This window comes from Rhizobium sp. 01T444, assembly GCF_056398305.1.
Genome location: NZ_JBFTPD010000016.1, coordinates 97,469 through 114,618, shown reverse-complemented (window position 1 = coordinate 114,618; position 17,150 = coordinate 97,469). Strand labels below are relative to the sequence as shown.

General features: G+C 60.5%; 15 protein-coding genes and 1 pseudogene. 11 read left to right on the top strand and 5 right to left on the bottom strand.

Annotated features, from left to right (window positions below; translation table 11 throughout):
- Window positions 1–55 precede the first annotated feature (55 nt).
- Window positions 56–1,339, top strand: a complete 1,284-nt coding sequence (locus tag AC1DTN_RS21395; RefSeq protein WP_439014659.1) for an O-acetylhomoserine aminocarboxypropyltransferase — start codon at window positions 56–58, stop codon at window positions 1,337–1,339.
- A 179-nt stretch (window positions 1,340–1,518) separates the two neighbouring features.
- Here AC1DTN_RS21395 and AC1DTN_RS21390 read toward each other — a convergent pair whose 3' ends face one another.
- The gene (locus AC1DTN_RS21390) at window positions 1,519–1,848 is read right to left on the bottom strand and encodes a winged helix-turn-helix transcriptional regulator (protein ID WP_310382941.1); all 330 of its coding nucleotides are present in this window, start codon (window positions 1,846–1,848) and stop codon (window positions 1,519–1,521) included.
- A 152-nt stretch (window positions 1,849–2,000) separates the two neighbouring features.
- Here AC1DTN_RS21390 and AC1DTN_RS21385 point away from each other — a divergent pair, with 152 nt between their 5' ends.
- Both AC1DTN_RS21385 and AC1DTN_RS21380 read left to right on the top strand, forming a co-directional pair.
- Window positions 2,001–2,945, top strand: coding sequence for an NADPH:quinone reductase (locus tag AC1DTN_RS21385; protein WP_477922499.1), 945 nt, complete (start codon window positions 2,001–2,003; stop codon window positions 2,943–2,945).
- A 15-nt stretch (window positions 2,946–2,960) separates the two neighbouring features.
- A pseudogene (locus tag AC1DTN_RS21380) lies at window positions 2,961–3,116 on the top strand (type 1 glutamine amidotransferase domain-containing protein); the annotation flags it as partial.
- Between the two features lie 192 nt (window positions 3,117–3,308).
- On the opposite strand, the gene AC1DTN_RS21375 reads toward AC1DTN_RS21380, so the two are convergent.
- The 4 genes from AC1DTN_RS21375 to AC1DTN_RS21360 all read right to left on the bottom strand — a co-directional run bounded on the left by AC1DTN_RS21375 (window position 3,309) and on the right by AC1DTN_RS21360 (window position 6,499).
- Complete coding sequence (locus tag AC1DTN_RS21375) at window positions 3,309–3,737, bottom strand: organic hydroperoxide resistance protein (protein ID WP_310382943.1); 429 nt, start codon at window positions 3,735–3,737, stop codon at window positions 3,309–3,311.
- A gap of 154 nt (window positions 3,738–3,891) precedes the next feature.
- Window positions 3,892–4,539 carry a cysteine hydrolase family protein gene (locus tag AC1DTN_RS21370; protein ID WP_113324460.1) on the bottom strand — a complete coding sequence of 216 codons (648 nt, stop codon included), beginning with the start codon at window positions 4,537–4,539 and terminating at the stop codon, window positions 3,892–3,894.
- An 18-nt stretch (window positions 4,540–4,557) separates the two neighbouring features.
- Window positions 4,558–5,103, bottom strand: coding sequence for a hypothetical protein (locus AC1DTN_RS21365; RefSeq protein WP_439014662.1), 546 nt, complete (start codon window positions 5,101–5,103; stop codon window positions 4,558–4,560).
- 70 nt (window positions 5,104–5,173) lie between these two features.
- Window positions 5,174–6,499: an epoxide hydrolase family protein gene (locus AC1DTN_RS21360; RefSeq protein WP_477922497.1), complete on the bottom strand. Its 1,326-nt coding sequence runs from the start codon at window positions 6,497–6,499 to the stop codon at window positions 5,174–5,176.
- A gap of 251 nt (window positions 6,500–6,750) precedes the next feature.
- Between AC1DTN_RS21360 and AC1DTN_RS21355 the strand changes: the two genes are divergently transcribed.
- The 8 genes from AC1DTN_RS21355 to pstB all read left to right on the top strand — a co-directional run bounded on the left by AC1DTN_RS21355 (window position 6,751) and on the right by pstB (window position 17,135).
- Entirely contained in the window at window positions 6,751–9,600 is a 2,850-nt protein-coding gene (locus AC1DTN_RS21355; RefSeq protein ID WP_442205947.1) for an ATP-binding protein, read from the top strand.
- A gap of 188 nt (window positions 9,601–9,788) precedes the next feature.
- On the top strand, window positions 9,789–10,406 hold the full coding sequence (locus AC1DTN_RS21350; protein WP_310382947.1) for a LysE family transporter: 618 nt from the start codon (window positions 9,789–9,791) through the stop codon (window positions 10,404–10,406).
- A 2-nt stretch (window positions 10,407–10,408) separates the two neighbouring features.
- Window positions 10,409–10,753: a cupin domain-containing protein gene (locus AC1DTN_RS21345; protein WP_439014665.1), complete on the top strand. Its 345-nt coding sequence runs from the start codon at window positions 10,409–10,411 to the stop codon at window positions 10,751–10,753.
- Window positions 10,754–10,902: 149 nt separating this feature from the next.
- On the top strand, window positions 10,903–13,029 hold the full coding sequence (locus tag AC1DTN_RS21340; RefSeq protein ID WP_477922493.1) for a bifunctional diguanylate cyclase/phosphodiesterase: 2,127 nt from the start codon (window positions 10,903–10,905) through the stop codon (window positions 13,027–13,029).
- Window positions 13,030–13,377: 348 nt separating this feature from the next.
- Entirely contained in the window at window positions 13,378–14,400 is a 1,023-nt protein-coding gene (gene pstS, locus AC1DTN_RS21335) for a phosphate ABC transporter substrate-binding protein PstS (RefSeq protein ID WP_007819837.1), read from the top strand.
- Between the two features lie 88 nt (window positions 14,401–14,488).
- The gene (gene pstC, locus AC1DTN_RS21330) at window positions 14,489–15,466 is read left to right on the top strand and encodes a phosphate ABC transporter permease subunit PstC (RefSeq protein WP_477922491.1); all 978 of its coding nucleotides are present in this window, start codon (window positions 14,489–14,491) and stop codon (window positions 15,464–15,466) included.
- 2 nt (window positions 15,467–15,468) lie between these two features.
- Window positions 15,469–16,326 carry a phosphate ABC transporter permease PstA gene (gene pstA / locus AC1DTN_RS21325; protein ID WP_439014667.1) on the top strand — a complete coding sequence of 286 codons (858 nt, stop codon included), beginning with the start codon at window positions 15,469–15,471 and terminating at the stop codon, window positions 16,324–16,326.
- Window positions 16,326–17,135 carry a phosphate ABC transporter ATP-binding protein PstB gene (pstB, locus tag AC1DTN_RS21320; protein ID WP_439014668.1) on the top strand — a complete coding sequence of 270 codons (810 nt, stop codon included), beginning with the start codon at window positions 16,326–16,328 and terminating at the stop codon, window positions 17,133–17,135. Before pstA ends, pstB begins: the two co-directional genes overlap by 1 nt.
- Window positions 17,136–17,150 lie beyond the last annotated feature (15 nt).

Sequence of the window (17,150 nt, the reverse complement as noted above, 5' to 3'; positions counted from 1 at the left end):
TTTCACATTCGAGCGGCTATGATCGCGCCCGTCAACAATTGTACGGGAGGACGACATGGCCAAAAACGATCCGGGATTCAACACGCTGGCAATCCATGCGGGCGCGCAGCCCGATCCGGCGACCGGCGCGCGGATTACACCGATCTACCAGACGACGGCCTTCGTCTTCAACGATTCCGACCATGCCGCAGCCCTTTTCGGCCTGCAGCAGTTCGGCAATATCTATAGCCGCATCATGAACCCCACCCAGGCGGTTCTGGAGGAACGCGTCGCGGCCCTTGAAGGCGGCACGGCAGCGCTCGCCGTCGCCTCAGGCCATGCCGCGCAGATGATCGTCTTCCACACGCTGATGCGTCCCGGCGAGAATTTTGTCGCCGCCCGCCGCCTCTATGGCGGCTCGATCAACCAGTTCGGCCATGCCTTCGAGAATTTCGGCTGGCAGGTGCGCTGGGCCGATTCCGACGACCCTGATGATTTCCAGAGCAAGATCGATGACAAGACGCGGGCGATCTTCATCGAGAGCCTTGCCAATCCCGGCGGCACCTTCGTCGATATCGCCGCGATCGCCGAAATCGCCCATCGCCACGATCTGCCGCTGATCGTCGACAACACCATGGCGACACCCTATCTCATCCGGCCGATCGAACATGGCGCCGATATCGTCGTGCATTCGCTGACCAAGTTCCTCGGCGGTCATGGCAATTCCATGGGCGGCATCATCATCGATGGCGGCACCTTCGACTGGTCGAAGACCGGCAACTATCCGATGCTCTCCAGCCCGCGGCCGGAATATAATGGCGTTGTCCTGCACCAGACCTTCGGCAATTTTGCTTTCGCGATCGCCTGCCGCGTGCTCGGCCTGCGCGACCTCGGCCCGGCCCTCTCGCCCTTCAACGCCTTCCTGATCCTGACCGGCATCGAGACGCTGCCGCTGCGCATGCAGCGCCATAGCGACAATGCGATTGATGTGGCCAAATGGCTGAAGGCCCATTCCAAGATCGCCTGGGTGAATTATGCCGGCTTGGAGGATGACCCGAACCACGCCCTGCAGCAGCGCTACTCGCCCAAGGGAGCAGGCTCGGTCTTCACCTTCGGCGTCAGGGGCGGCTACGAGGCCGGCAAGGCGCTGGTCGAAGGGCTGGAGCTTTTCTCGCATCTTGCCAATATCGGCGACACGCGCTCCCTGGTGATCCACCCGGCGTCCACTACGCACCGGCAGTTGACGGATGAGCAGAGGATTGCGGCCGGCGCTGGGCCTGATGTCGTGCGCCTCTCCGTCGGCATCGAAGACGTTAAGGATATCATCGCCGATCTCGAACAGTCGCTGTCGAAGATCTGACTGCGGATCGCTTCATATTCGCTCATCATCCAGTCAATTGCCTGACTTCCATCGAACATCATCGACATCGCCTCTATTGGTTTGCGTATCGTAGAGATGAGAGACTTCAACATGGAAAGAAGACAGGACGGGCGAAACAGATCATTGCAGGCCACAGCTGTAGTCGCGGACGGGGTAGGTCACCTTGATGTCGAACGGCGCTGGTCCCGGAAAGACATGCCCCAATCCCGCATCGCCATCAGCACGGGCGCGAGGGTCTGCCCGAACTCGGTCAAGGAATATTCCACACGGGGAGGGACCTCCGCGAAGACCTTGCGGGTGACGATCCCGTCGGCCTCGAGTTCGCGCAGCTGCATCGTGAGCGAACGCTGGCTCGGGTCTCCCACCAGGCGGCGTAGCTCGCCGAACCGACGCGGGCCGTCGAGGAGACGGTAGATGATCATCGGCTTCCACTTGCCGCCTGTGACATCCACGGTGATCTCGACCGGACATTTATAATCGACGTCCATCCTGCGCTCCAATAGTGTACTTTGTATCCCTATAAGCAAAACTATTGCCTACTTGCAAGTTCGCGTGTGTCGCACCTAGCTGGAAGCGAGCTTTTTGTGAGAGGTGCGTTATGCGAGCTGCGTTCTACGAAAGACAAGGGACTGCGAGAGAAGTGCTGACCATCGGCGAACTTCCCGATCCGCAACCCGGGGCCGGGGAAGTCCGGGTCAGGGTTCTCGCGTCGGGCATCAATCCTTCCGACATCAAGACGAGAACCGGATTTGGCGGAAAGGCGATGCCGTTCCGGAGGATCGTCCCGCACCAGGATGGAGCGGGCATCATCGACCGCGTCGGTCCCGGCGTGCCCGACGCCCGTATCGGCGAGCGGGTGTGGGTCTATATGGCGCAGACGGGCAGGGCGTTTGGTACCGCGGCGGAGTTCGTTTTGGTACCGTCCGGGCAGGCTGTCGGACTTGCTGCCAACGTGTCGTTCGAGACCGGAGCATCGCTCGGAGTCCCTGCGATGACTGCGCATCGATGCCTGTTCGCCGATGGGGACCTGCGCGGCAAGCGGGTTCTCGTCCAGGGAGGCGCGGGTTCGGTTGGCAACGCCGCCATTCTTCTCGCCAAGTGGGCCGGGGCAKGGGTGGCGGCGACTGTCAGTCGAGACGAACAGGCGGACGTCGCGCGTGCGGCAGGGGCCGATCTCGTCATCAACAGGTATAGGGAGGATGTCGCGCAGGCGGTGAGATCGGCAACCGACGGCCGGGGCGTCAACCGTATTGTCGACGTGGACATCACCGCCAATATTGACACCGCAGTCGCTTGTCTCGCGCGTGACGGCGTTGTCTCGGCCTATTCCACGGAGTCGCCGCAAGCCACGCTCTCGATCCCCTTCTTCCCCGCGCTGCTCGGTGGCTTCGCTTTCCGTTTCGTCTACGTCTACACCATGCCGGAACCAGCGATGCGGGAAGCGGCCGAGGAAGTCTCTGCCTGCGCGGCTTCGGGAGCCTACGTTCCGAAGATCGCGGTGACGCTCGTGCTGGATCAGATCGCCGAGGCGCATGAACTGCAGGATAGCGGCAAGATTGTCGGAAAGATTCTGATCGGCTTTTGATCTGCCGGCTGGGCCAAGGACGCCTTAACGGCGGAGGGTGCCCAGTACTCGTCCGTGGCCAACTGGGAGCCCCATGTCGTCGTTGATGGCCGCCTCATCACCGGCCAGAACCCTGCCTCGGCGAGACCGCTGGCAAAGGAACCGGTCGCCGCCTTGAAAAAGCTGGCGTAAGCCGATGAAGTAGACGGCGCCAGTACGTCGATCCGTTGTGGCAGGCGGGCAATCGAGTTGTTCGGAGGACAGTCTGGAAGCGTGGACCGCTTCCAGACTGTCCTTGTTGAGCGACTGCGTTAACGCGATCACGAAGGCCTGACGTTACTGCAGGCGCTCCTTCTTGGCACCGGTCGCGGCCAGTCGGCCTCGTCAGACCAGCTTGATCGTGACGTCGATATTTCCGCGCGTTGCCTTCGAGTACGGGCAAATCTGATGCGCCTCGTCGATCAGCGATTGGGCGACGTCGCGCTCTACGCCTGGAATGCCGACGTTAAGGCGAGCGGTCAGCGAGTAGCCGTCAGTGTCGGACAGGTTGAGATCGACTTCGGCATCGATCGTGACGTCACCGCCGAGCGTGATGTGCTTCTTCTTCACGATGAGCCCGATGGCACTCTCGAAGCAAGCCGACCAGCCTGCTGCGAAGAGCTGCTCGGGATTGGTGCCGATGCGCGCCGTGCCCGGTACGCCGAGCCTTACATCGAGACGCCCGTCGGAACTGCGGGCGACACCGTGTTCGCGACCGCCGGTGACGTGTGTCTTTGCGGTGTAGAGGACTTTGGGGTTCATTTTCTGGTCCATGACGCACTCCTTTTTGCTTTCGTTGCGGATGCCCCTGTTGGGCGGGTGTTTACTTCTTCGGTCAGGCGTCGGCGACGTCTATGACCGCTGGCGAATGCCGTGGGCGCCAAGGACGGCCATTCGGCCGACCTCCTTCAGCTCTCGATACGGCCGGTTACGCCGCCGGTGCCATGTTCTGCATGGCCGCCAATGCTCCGAGGATTTGCTCGGTCGTCACGATGGCGCTGGCGTAGTTCGGCATGTTGATTTCCAGCGCCGCATGCATCATCTCGTCGGAATAGTCGGCGACCGCGTCCTTCACGACCGTCACGTCGTATCCAAGCTCGGCTGCGAAGCGGACCGTTGCCTCGATGCAGGTATGCGCGATCAGGCCGATGACGATCAGTCTGTGGATGCCCCGCCTTTTGAGCTGGTTGTCGAGGTCGGTGTTGGCAAAGCCGCTGGAGCACCAATGCTCCGATGCCACGACCTCGCCCGCAGCAGGAACGAACTCCGCCTTGAATTCTCCGCCCCAGGTGCCGAACTCGAAGGTCTTGCGCTTCCAGGCCAGCTTCTGAATAGGGGCGATATACTTCCAGTTCTCATAGTCGCCTTCGCGAAAGCGGTGGTGCATCGCGAAGAAGACGGGGAGTTTGACCTGCCGTGCCGCCTTGAGAATCTGCTCCATGTGCGGGACGCAATTGTTGGCCTCGGCGACCGCCTGTATGCGCGGCCAGATCTTGCCTCCTTCGGAAATGAAGTCGTTATACGGGTCGACCACCAGAAGCCCGGTAATGCCGTGTTCGTAGGACAGTTCGGTCATCGCATCCTCCTTTGGCGCTTAGGCGGCTCTCGACGATGACTGGTTACGAAGCGCAAAGCGCTCGATGCTCGCTGCAAAGAGCGGCGTCTCACCCTTGTTATGGGCGATCGACATCGGCTGGCGCTGCGTGCGGAACACCTCGAAGGGGATGCCCTGCCGATCCAGGTTCGCCAACATTTCGTCGGTGGCGAAGGACTGGACGCGGTTGGTGAACTCGCAGCGGTCCTTGTCGATTGCCTTGACGCTCAATTCCCAGGTCACATGGATGGTCACGCGGCCGGTCGGCGTGAAGACGTCGGAGTCTGAATCGAGGATCAGATGATCCTTCTCTCCGAGCGTCTCGACATAGTGCTGGACCATCAGGCTGCCGCCGATCGTCTCGACGTTGATCGACATGCGCGTGCCGTCAGGCGCGGTCGTAAAGCCGGCGGCGATATGGGCTGGCGAGCAGGACTGATATTCCTTCTCCGGCAGTGTGAAGCACCAGTTGGGAATGTCGATCTTCTCGATCGGCGCATTGATGATGGCGGTGAAGCTGGAATCGACGATCTGATTGTCGCGCATTGTCTGTCTCCTTCTTCGATAAGGGGTTGAGATCGCTGTGTCGGGCGGCGCGCACCGCGCCGCCCTGTTGTCAGATCGATTTGCGAAGCGGCTTGAACGCGGCGCGCAGATCTTCGGTCAGGAACATGGGTTGCTCCCAGGCTGCGAAGTGGCCACCCTTGGATGGGCGGTTGTAGAAGATGAGCTGCGGATAGGCCTTCTCGGCCCAGCTCTTCGGAGCCTGGTAAATCTCGTCGGGGAAGGCGCTGACCGCGACCGGTATCTTGATGCCGCGCGGATCGAAGAAACCGCCGGAGGGGAAGTGGGCGTTGTCCCAATAAAGCCGGCCGGAAGAGATTGCGGTGTTCGTCAGCCAGTAGAGCGTGACGTTGTCGAGGATATCGTCCTTCGAAAGCCCTTCCTGTTTTCCGTCGAAGACGCGGGCGATCATGTCATAGCTGCGGATGTCATGATCGAGCATCCAGGCGGCAAGGCCGATCGGGGAGTCGACGATGCCATAGAGCGTCTGCGGCCGGTTGTTCATCTCGATCGCATAACCGAGGCCGTTCTTGTAAAAATCGTCGAGCTGCTCATAGGCGCGCTTTTCATCGGCCGAGAGGCTGTCGGGTGCGGGGGCGCCTGACGACAGCAGCTTGGCAATATCGGCAGGTACGGTGGCCGCCATGTTGGTGTGGATGCCGAGAAGGCCGGCCGGTTCCTGCACCGCCATCAGTTCGGTGACGGCATTGCCCCAGTCACCGCCTTGGGCGACATACTTCGTGTAACCGAGACGCTGCATGAGCGCGGCCCAGGCCTTGGCGATGCGCGGCGGATTCCAGCCCGGCTCAGTCGGCTTGCCGGAGAAACCATAGCCGGGAAGCGAGGGAATGACGACATGGAAGGCGTCTTCGGCGCTGCCGCCATGCGCTGTCGGATCGGTCAGTGGCCCGATGATCTTCAATTGCTCGATGATCGATCCCGGCCAGCCATGGGTGATGATGATCGGCAGCGCATTCTCGTGCTTGGACTTCACATGGATGAAGTGGATGTCCAGCCCATCGATCTTCGTGATGAACTGCGGGTAGGAGTTGAGCTTCGCTTCGACCTTGCGCCAATCGTAGTTCTTGGCCCAGTGGTCGGCGAGCTTCTTGATGGTGGAGAGCTGAACGCCCTGCGAGTGGTCGCTCACCGTCTCGCGATCCGGCCAGCGTGTGGCGGCGACGCGGCGATGGAGGTCTTTGAGGGTTTCGTTCGGAAAATGAACGTGGAACGGCTTGATCGCCTCATCGGCTGTGGCAGCAAGCAGATGGGAAGGCAGAAGCGCGCCTGAACTTGCAACCGCCACGCCCAGGGAGGCGGCGGCGAGAAAACGGCGGCGGTCCTGGTCGATTGCATCAGCGACTTCGGTCTTGATCATGGCTTTCTCCTCGGGGATCAGGATGTTGCAGTTGCACGTTTGTGCTGACCGAAACCTACTGCCGTATGCCGAGAAGCGCCCGTTATGCGTTGTTAGCTGTTGTCAGGAGACGAAAGCGGAGCATGTTAACAACAGCCGATATTCGCGCATCGACTGTTTTTCTCCCGTTTCAATACCTTCGGGTAGTGGCACGGATCGAACTGCTGGACTAATGTCCGCCAGCGCACAGACGTCGGCCAGAGGGATGAGCCATGGCGATCGTAGCAGTCGGGGATATCAAGGGAATTCGCTTCGGACCGTTCAAGCTGGCGGTAGGCGAAAGGCTTCTGAGCAGGGAGGGTGTCCCTGTGGAACTGGGCGGACGTGCCCTCGACATTCTTGTAGCGCTCGTGACATCCCCAAATGAAATCGTCAGCAAGAAGGAGCTGATGGACAGGGTCTGGCCCGACGCCCTCGTCGAGGAAGGCAGCCTTCGCTTCCATATGGCCGGGCTACGCAAGGCCCTCGGCGATGGCCAGGACGGCGCGCGCTACATCACCACGATTGCGGGGAGGGGCTACTGCTTCGTCGCACCCACTGTCGCCGTGTTGCCCGATCATCGCGATAGCCCGCTCGTCGAGGACGTGTTTCCGCATGCGAACCTTCCTCCACGGCTCGCCCGAATGGTCGGCCGTGACGTCGATGTCATGAAGCTGGGCGCACAACTGACGGATTCCCGGCTCGTCACGATCGTCGGCCCGGGCGGAGTGGGAAAGACGACCGTCGCGATTGCTGCAGCCCATCAGGCCGCCGAGGTTTTTGCCGGACACGTGCTGTTCGTTGATCTCGGCGTGGTCGCCGATCCGAAACTTGCTGCGACGACGATCGCTGCCCTGCTCGGACTTCCGGTCCAGGCCGAAGACGCGACACCCGATGTGATGCGGTTTCTCAGGGACAAACGCCTTCTCCTGATCCTCGATACCTGTGAGCACCTGGTGGAAACGGTCGCCACCATTGCTTCGTCCATTCTGGACGCCGCACCACAGGTGCATATCATTGCGACGAGCCGTGAGGCGCTGCGCATCGACAGCGAGCGCATCTACAGGTTGGATGCTTTGGGATATCCACCGGAAGTCAATGAAGCGCCGTCCGCAGCCGTTCAGCAATATCCGGCAGCGCAGCTTTTCGTCGAACGTGCGATAGCCAGCGGTGCCCAACTCGACGGAAACGAGGCCGAAGCTGCAATTGTCTGCGACATATGCCGAAAGCTCGACGGGGTCGCCCTGGCCATCGAACTCGCCGCCAGACGCGTCGAGGCCTATGGTTTGGAGCAGACCGCAGCATTGCTCGATCAAAGGCTGACACACCTGTGGCAGGGTTTGCGGACAGCCCCGCCGCGCCAGCAAACGCTGCAGGCCACCCTCGACTGGAGCTATGGGCTTCTGTCCGAAACCGAACGTGCGGTGCTGCGCAGGCTCGCGGTGTTCGTGGGAAATTTTCCACTCGATGCTGCTTTGGAGGTGGTGACGAACGACACGCTCGATCGTGCTTCGGTTTTTGCGGCTATCGACAATCTAGTGGAAAAGTCGATGGTGGCCGCCCGCCCGATCGGTGCCATGATGCGTTACCGGCTTCTCGACACCACGCGCGCCTACGTGATCGAACTCGGCAGGGACGACGAGTGGCAGGAACTGGCGAGGCGGCACGCAGCCTATTGCCGCCTTTGGTTCGAACAGAACGGCAGCGAGTGGACGTCGCTCTCGACCCCCTTGGAGCGAGCGCCGCACTTCAATGCAGTCGATAACGTTCGCAGCGCACTTGAATGGTGTTTTGGAGAGAACGGCGACACATCGCTCGGGGTCGGCCTTGTCGCCTCCGTTGCTCCTGTCTTCCGTGCGATGGGCTTGCTGCCGGAGTGCCAACGATGGACGGAGCGCGCACTCCAGTCGCTGGACGATGCCACCCGTGGCACGAGCGAGGAGATGCAGCTCCAGGCGGCATTCGGAGTATCGATGATGTTCATGCGAGGCCACAACGAGATGTCGGCTGCCGCGCTGAACAGGAGTCTGGAGATAGCCGAAGCGCGCGGCGACGACCTCAATGCCGCAAGACTGCTGGGACCGATCCACTTCTTCCATCTGCGCAGCGGCGAGTTCAGGCTATGCGTGGAATACGCCGAGCGCTGCACCGAGATCGCCGATCGAATAGGCGATCCTGCGGCGACCACGCTATCCAGGGCTCTTCTCGGCCTCTCTTACTGTCTGGTCGGGCGCCTCGCTGAAGCACATGCGACGCTGAAACCCGTTGTCGAGCCCGCTCTTTCGCCAGCCAGCAAGCAGATGCATTACGGCTTCGATCACTACACCTGGGCCAGGATAGGCTGGTCGACAAATCTCTGGCTGGAAGGCCATACCGACCGGGCTCGCGCGGTGATCCGCCAATGCTTCAAGGATGCGGAGACGATGCGCCATCCCGTATCCTTCGCGATCTCGCTGAGTTCGATCGCGACGCTTCTGTGGATCGGCGATTTCGACGTGGCGGAGGAACACTTGGTTTCCTTCATCGCCCGCGCGGAGACCCAGGCTTTCGGCCCATATCTCTCCATGGGGCATGCTTACAAGGCCGAGATCGCGATACGGCGGGGTGACTTCGAAGCCGGCGTTACGGCGCTGCGTAAACAGCTGGAGGATCTTCACGCCACACGCTTCGAACTCTTCACAGTGCGGTTCCACTTCGTTCTCATCATGGGCCTTCTGGCCGGCGGGCGATCTGCCGAAGCATGGGAACTCGCAGAGGAAACCGAGCAGCTGATCGAGGAAAAGGGCTACTATTCCTACCTTCCGGAGCTTCTGCGGCTGAGGGGCTGCATTCTTTTGGCTGCACCAGGACTGAGCCACATGGATGCAGAGACCTGTTTTACGTTGTCATTGGACGTGAGCCGCAGGCAAGGCGCTGGCGCCTGGGAAATCCGGGCGGCAACTGATCTGGCGAGGCTCTGGACGGAGCATGGGCGGACCGAGGAAGCCGATGGGCTGCTTCGACCCGTTTATGAGCGGCTGACGGAGGGGAGGGACACGCCCGCTCTTCGTGCGGCCGCGCAGGCGCTCGCGCAAGCCGGCTGAGAGGCACGGAGCGCGCTGTAATTGCAGCGATCTTTTATTGGTGGTGACGGATTTGGCGTGAAGGCGGCCAAGCCGATCATTCGCGGAAATTGCCGGACATGGTGGCTGCTATCATCCCTAAAATCGTTTGATTTCAATGAGAAGTCTGTCAAAGCTATGTGACGGACTACACCTGAGGAAAAGCCTTCATGTTTTTGCTTTCCGTCGCCGCCATCTGGGCGGTGGCCGCCATCACGCCAGGTCCGAACTTCCTCATCGTCGTCCGGACGGCGCTGGAGGGTTCGCGAAGCGCGGCAGTGGCCGTCATCGCTGGCGTCATCCTAGGCACCTTCTGCTGGGGGCTCGCCGGCTGGCTCGGCATCAGCGCACTCTTTGCGGCCGCACCTTTCGCCTATCTGTTCCTGAAGGTCGCCGGCGGGCTCTATCTCTGCTTCCTCGGTGCAAAGCTCGTCTGGAGCACCTGGCGCAAGGCGGGCAGTGGAGAGCCGCAAGCCGTGCGGGCAGGGATCGGCCCGAAGCAGGCTTTCTATTCGGGGCTCGCAACCAACCTCGCCAATCCGAAATCGGCCTTCTTCGTCGCCTCGCTCTTTGCGGCGACGCTGCCGGCCGAGCATAGCTGGATGCAGGGTGCTGCTGCCGTCGCCACGATGGTTCTGGTCTCCTCGCTCTGGTACTCGTTCGTGCTGACAGTATTGCGCAACCCTGCCGTTGCAGGCGTCTATGCGCGCGGCCGTAGAACACTTGACGCCGCGGCCGGCGTCATCTTCATGGGCTTCGGCCTGAAACTTCTGACCTCAGCGCGATAACCATGGCAAACATGATCTCCTTCGATATCGACAGCGTCGAACCGGAAGTCGGCGCTCCCGCCGCCGAGCGCATCATTTCCGGCAATCCGCAATTCCGCACCTGGAACCTGGAGGAGGCCGAGGGCGGCCTATATTCCGGCATCTGGGAGGCAACGCCTGGCAAGTGGCGGATCGTCTATGAGGAGTGGGAATATTTCAGCCTGCTCTCCGGCCATTCGATCGTGACCGAGGATGGCGGTGAGCCGGTTCATCTGAAGGCGGGCGACCGGATAATCCTCAGGCCAGGCTTTAAAGGAACCTGGGAAGTCGTTGAAACGACTCGCAAGGATTATGTGATCAAGGTCTAAAAAGCTGCCCGGATGGATGGCTTTTGATCATTCTCGTTAATAGTGTCTACATCATCAAATGATAGATCTTATCTGCAGCGCATTGCGGACATGATGTCTCCTGCCGTCACCATAGACATGGCCTTGCAATTCATCTTTTCGGGATTGGCATGTCGTCGAATCTTGCAGGTAGGCACGTTCGAACCCAAACGTCTTCCATCATTGCGACAACCATCTTCTTCCTCGTCGTCGCTCTCGTGCTGACGGGCCTCATGGCCCATGTCGTCGCCACGATGAACCGGTCTGCAAACAAGATCGATGATGCCAGGGCCACGCGCGCTGCCCGTGCAGCGATCTCGGCCTTTGCCAATCGTTTGAGCGCGACAACCACGGACAACGCCGTATGGGATGATGCCTATAAAGCGATCTCATCTCCTGACGCCACGGATTGGGCCTATGAGAACTGGGGCAAGACCACAGCGGATTATCCGCTCTATGACGGCGCGGTCGTGATCGGCCCCGACCGCTCTTCGGTCATCTCCGCATATGCCAAAGGCAAGCCCTTCCAGCCTAGTGCTTCTTTCGGCGAAGCTTTTTACCAGCAGATCGACAAAGCTGCTGAATCCGGACAGGCGCCGGTGGTCAATTTCATCCGAACCGAAACGGGCATCGCGCTGATCGTGTCACAGGCAATCCAGCCTTTCACCGCAGAAGGCGAGCTTCCGAAGCTGAGTGTGCTGAGCCTCTACAAGGATCTCACGTCGGAGGTTCTCGACACTTTTTCGGACGAGCATGAACTCGAAGGGCTGCGCCTCGCCGCCGCGCCCGAGTCGGGCCTGCTGAACACACCGATCACGGACATAGGAGGTGGCGTCATAGGCCATCTTGTCTGGCCCAGCAAAGCGCCCGGAACCGCCGTGTTTCACGAAGTCTATCCTTACGTCGCGGCTGCTGTCATCATCCTTGCGATGTTTCTGGGTGGTGTTCTGCTGGTGGGTGCAGCAGAGGCGCGCCGCCWGCGCCAATTGGCGCAAGCGGCGATTTTCGAAGCGAACCACGATAGCCTGAGCGGCCTGTTGAACAGGCACGGGCTTCTCGCACTGCTGGAAGAGCTGGAAGATACCGATGTTGCGCCACCCCGGCTCTATCTGGTCGATCTCGATGGATTCAAGGCTGTCAACGACGCCTGGGGGCATGCGGTAGGGGATGACCTGATCCGGATCGTCTCGAACGCCCTGATCGCCTGTCACCCTGAAGTCGTTGCGGCCGCCCGGCTGGGAGGCGACGAGTTTGCGCTGGTGCAGATTGGAACCGCCGCGCGTGGGGAGATAGAAGAGACTATTCTGGCGCTGTTCACCGAGCCCTTCAAAATCGAAGGGCGAACGATCGAAGTTGGCGCAAGCATCGGAGCTGCCGCACGTGACGGAGACGTACCGCCTTTGGAGCTTCTCCGCAGGGCGGATATGGCGCTCTATCGTGCCAAGGCAAACGGCAGAGGCCGGGCGATCGAATACGACCCGGAGCTGGATCTGGAACGCCAGAGGGTCGCCGAAATGGAAGCTTTGTTGAAGAGCGCCATTAGCAATGGTGCGATCGAAGCCTTTTTCCAGCCTCTCGTCTCTGCTGCGACAGGTGCTGTTACTGGTCTTGAAGCGCTAGCGCGTTGGCGAGTTCCAACAGGGAACATAAGCCCTGAGATTTTCATCCCGCTCGCCGAAAGGTGCGGCCTCATCGATGCGCTCGGCGCTCATATGCTGAAAACATCGATCGGGCATGCCAAGAACTGGCCTGGCCTGTCATTGTCGGTGAACGTTTCGCCGGTCCAACTCTGCAATCCGGAATTCGCCGCCGAAGTGATCTCGCTTCTGCAGGAGCTCGATTTCGATCCGAAGCGTTTGACATTGGAGATCACGGAAGGCGTCCTGATGACAAATCCGGAACAGGCCCGCAGGTCGATAGATCACCTCAAACAGGTCGGTATAAAATTCGCGCTTGATGACTTTGGCTGCGGCTATGCAAGCATCGGCGCATTGCGGCAGTTCGGGTTTGATCGCATGAAGATCGACCGTTCGCTCGTATCCGCTCTCGACCAAGCCTCGAATGGCGCCGATGTTCTGAGAGCCACCATCTCCCTGGCGACCGCTCTGCAGATTCCCGTGACAGCTGAAGGTATCGAGAATACGCGCCAGGCGGCGATCCTGCGTGAGGCCGGCTGCGACCAGCTGCAGGGCTATCTGATCGGAAAACCTATGTCGGCACTCGAGATATCCAGCAAGCTTCAAGAGCTTGCCGCATAGATTGCGGCAGCACACTCGGGTGGTCGTCCGGTCCTCGGAGCATTTTGGCGTCTGAAAACGACATTTTCACGCATTGCTGCGGCAATCGACCGCAGCCCTGCGGCAATAGGGCCGCACCTCATTTACGAAGGCTTTGTCAGCGCGCGATTCACTAGGAAAGTCAGTGACTTCAGCGACTTATGCACAGCGTTGCATTTCATGTCACCCGTCACAAACTGTCATCAAACTGTAATAATAGACGCCTAGCCGCCTTCCCGTGACGAGGAAATTCAGCGCCCCTGACAGTGGACACCCCCTCCATGGCGCCGAGCCTCGTCGTCCTTTCGTTCCATCAGGGAAGAGTCGCAAATGCTCACCAAGAAACTTCTTTCGGCCTGCCTCGGCGCCGGCCTGGTTGCCGCTCTGGCAGTCTCGGCCTCCGCTGCCGATATTACCGGCGCTGGTTCGACCTTCGTCTATCCGGTTCTTTCGAAGTGGTCGGCAGACTACAACAAGGAAACCGGCGACAAGCTGAACTACCAGTCGATCGGTTCGGGCGGCGGTATCGCCCAGATCAAGGCTGCAACGGTTGACTTCGGCGCTTCCGACGCCCCGCTCAAGCCGGAAGATCTGACGGCTGGCGGCTTTGGCCAGTTCCCGCTCGTTGTCGGCGGCATCGTTCCCGTCATCAACGTCAAGGGCATCAAATCAGGCGAACTGAAGCTCTCCGGCAAGGTCCTCGCTGACATTTACCTCGGCAACGTCACCAAGTGGAACGACAAGGCCATCGCCGATCTGAACCCGGGCCTGAAGCTGCCCGACAGCCAGATCGCAGTTGTTCACCGTTCGGACGGCTCGGGCACCTCCTTCAACTGGACCAACTTCTTCTCCAAGGTAAACCCGGACTGGAAGTCGAAGGTTGGTGAAGGCACTGCCGTTAACTGGCCGGTCGGCATCGGCGGCAAGGGCAACGAAGGCGTTGCTGCTTACGTTACCCGCGTCAAGGACTCGATCGGTTACGTCGAATACGCCTACGCCCTGCAGAACAAGCTGCCCTACGTTCTCATCCAGAACGCTGCCGGCCAGTATCCGAAGCCGAACGCTGAAAGCTTCTCGGCTGCCGCTGCAAGCGCAGAATGGGGCAAGGCTCAGGACTTCTACCTGATCATGACCAACGCTCCGGGCGAAAAGGCCTGGCCGATCACGGCAACCACCTGGGCCATCATGTACAAGGAGCCGAAGGACGCTGAACGCTCCAAGGCTGCTTTCTCCTTCTTCAAGTGGGCTCTCGAAAAGGGCCAGAAGGAAGCTTCCTCGCTCGATTACGTTCCGCTTCCGGACACGCTCGTGAAGCAGATCGAAGATTACTGGACGGCCTCTTTCAAGAGCTGATCCTGACGAAACTGCGGTCGGGGCGGAAAGCCAAGCTTTCTGCCCCGAATGCCTTTGACACCCCCTCAAAGCAGCAGAGCGTACGGATATGAGCGAAGCATTGGCATCGCTGCCCGCCGACACCGCGGGCGTGAAGCGCCGCGACGGCGCCGCAGGCGATCGGATTTTTTATTGGATAGTTTTGGGCTGCGGCCTGTTTGTTCTCGCCGCTCTGCTGGCAGCGGCGATCTCCATGGCCATGGGCGGGCTTCTTGCCTTCCGCACCTTCGGCTTCGGCTTCCTGACCGGCACCGAATGGGATCCGGTTGCTCAGCAATTCGCAGGTCTCGTGCCGATCTACGGCACGCTGGTCACCTCGGCACTCGCCATGATCATCGGCGTTCCCGTTAGCCTCGGCATCGCGGTTTTCATTACCGAAGTTGCGCCGCGCTCCATCCGCGGACCGATCGGCGGTGCCATCGAGCTTCTCGCCGGCATCCCCTCGATCATTTACGGCATGTGGGGTCTTTTCACCTTTGCTCCGTTCATGTCGGATTACATCCAGCCGGTGCTCATCGACTGGCTGGGTCCGATCCCGCTGATCGGTGCGCTGTTTTCGGGTGCCCCGCTCGGCATCGGCATGCTGACCTCAGGCATCGTGCTGGCGATCATGATCATCCCCTTCATCTCGTCGGTCATGCGTGACGTCTTCCTAGTCGTCCCCGCGCAGCTGAAGGAATCGGCCTATGCGCTTGGTTCGACAAAGTGGGAAGTGGTGCGCGACATCGTCATTCCGCACACCCGCACTGCCGTTGTCGGTGGCATCTTCCTTGGTCTCGGCCGCGCGCTCGGCGAGACCATGGCGGTCACCTTCGTCCTCGGCAACACCCATAACATTGCCGTGTCGCTGATGGAGCCCGGCACCTCGATTGCCGCGACGCTCGCCAATGAGTTTGCCGAGGCTTCGGACGACCTCTACCGGTCGTCGGTGGCAGCACTTGGCCTCATCCTCTTCGTTGTCACCTTCATCGTTCTGGCGGCCGCCAAACTCATGCTGGTGCGTATGGCAAAGCAGAGGGGGGAATAATCATGGCTACCTATTCGGGCTCCCTCTACCGCCGCCGCCAGATCGGCAGCGCAATCGCGCTGACGCTCTGCGGCATCGCCACCGTACTCGGCCTGGTCTTTCTGGTGTGGATACTCTGGACGACGCTGGTCCACGGTCTGTCTGCGCTGAGCCCCAGCCTTCTCACGGAAATGACACCGCCGCCCGGCGAAGACGGCGGCGGTCTCGCCAACGCGTTCATGGGCAGCCTGCTGATGGTCGTTCTCGCCGTTGTGATCGGTACACCGATCGGCGTGCTCGCCGGCACCTACCTGTCGGAATTCGCCCGCGGCAAGAAGCTCGGCGAGGCCATCCGCTTCGTCAACGATATCCTGCTCTCTGCGCCGTCGATCATCATCGGCTTGTTCGTCTATGAAGTGGTCGTCCGTCCGACCTCACGCTTCTCCGGCTTTGCCGGCGGCATCGCGCTCGCCTTCATCTTCCTGCCGGTCGTGGTGCGCACGACCGACGAGATGCTGAGGCTGGTTCCCGATGTCATGCGTGAGGCAGCCCTTTCGCTCGGCATTCCGCGCTGGAAGGTCACTCTCAACGTCCTCTATCGTGCCGCCTCCACGGGTATCCTCACCGGTATCCTGCTTGCGATCGCCCGCATTTCGGGCGAAACCGCGCCGCTCCTCTTCACGGCTCTGAACAATCAGTATTGGAGCCTGGATATGTCGCAGCCGATGGCGAACATTCCCGTCGTCATCTTCCAGTTTGCCATGAGCCCCTATGAGCAATGGCAGAATCTTGCATGGGCCGGTGCCTTCGTGATGACGGCCGTCGTTCTAATCCTGAGCGTCGTATCGCGCTCCGTCCTGAACCGAAAAGGTGGGAAATGATGCTTCAGTCTGCAGACACTATCGATACTGCCAGCAAGCTGGAAAAGCCGATGGCGAGAGATAAGATCTCCCTCGAGAAAGTCAATTTCTATTACGGCGACGCCCACGCGATCAAGGATGTGAGCCTGAGCTTCCCGGAGCGCCAGGTCTCGGCCCTGATCGGTCCGTCCGGCTGCGGCAAGTCCACCCTGCTGCGCATCCTGAACCGCATCTACATGCTGTATCCGAAGATGCGCGCCACCGGCTCGATCAAGCTCGACGGCAAGAACATCCTCGACCCGAGCTTCTCGATGAATGAACTGCGCGCCCGCGTCGGCATGGTGTTCCAGAAGCCGGTGCCGTTCCCGATGTCGATCTATGACAACATCGCCTATGGCATTCGCCACCACGAGCGCCTCAACAAGGCCGATATGGACGTGCGCGTCGAGCAGGCGCTGCGTCAGGCCGCTCTCTGGGATGAGGTGAAGGACAAGCTGAAGGGCAGCGGCCTCGGCCTTTCGGGCGGCCAGCAGCAGCGTCTTTGCATCGCCCGCGGCGTGGCGCTGCGTCCGGAGGTGCTGCTTCTCGACGAGCCGACCTCGGCCCTCGACCCGATCTCGACTGCCAAGGTCGAAGAGCTGGTCGCGCAGTTGAAGGGCGAGTTCACGATCGTCATCGTCACTCACAACATGCAGCAGGCAAGCCGCATCTCTGACAACACAGCCTTCATGTATCTGGGCGAATTGATCGAATACGGCCCGACCGCGCAGATCTTCCAGTCTCCGAAGGTCAAGCGTACGGAAGACTACATCACCGGCCGTTACGGCTGATGCGATATTTCCTCG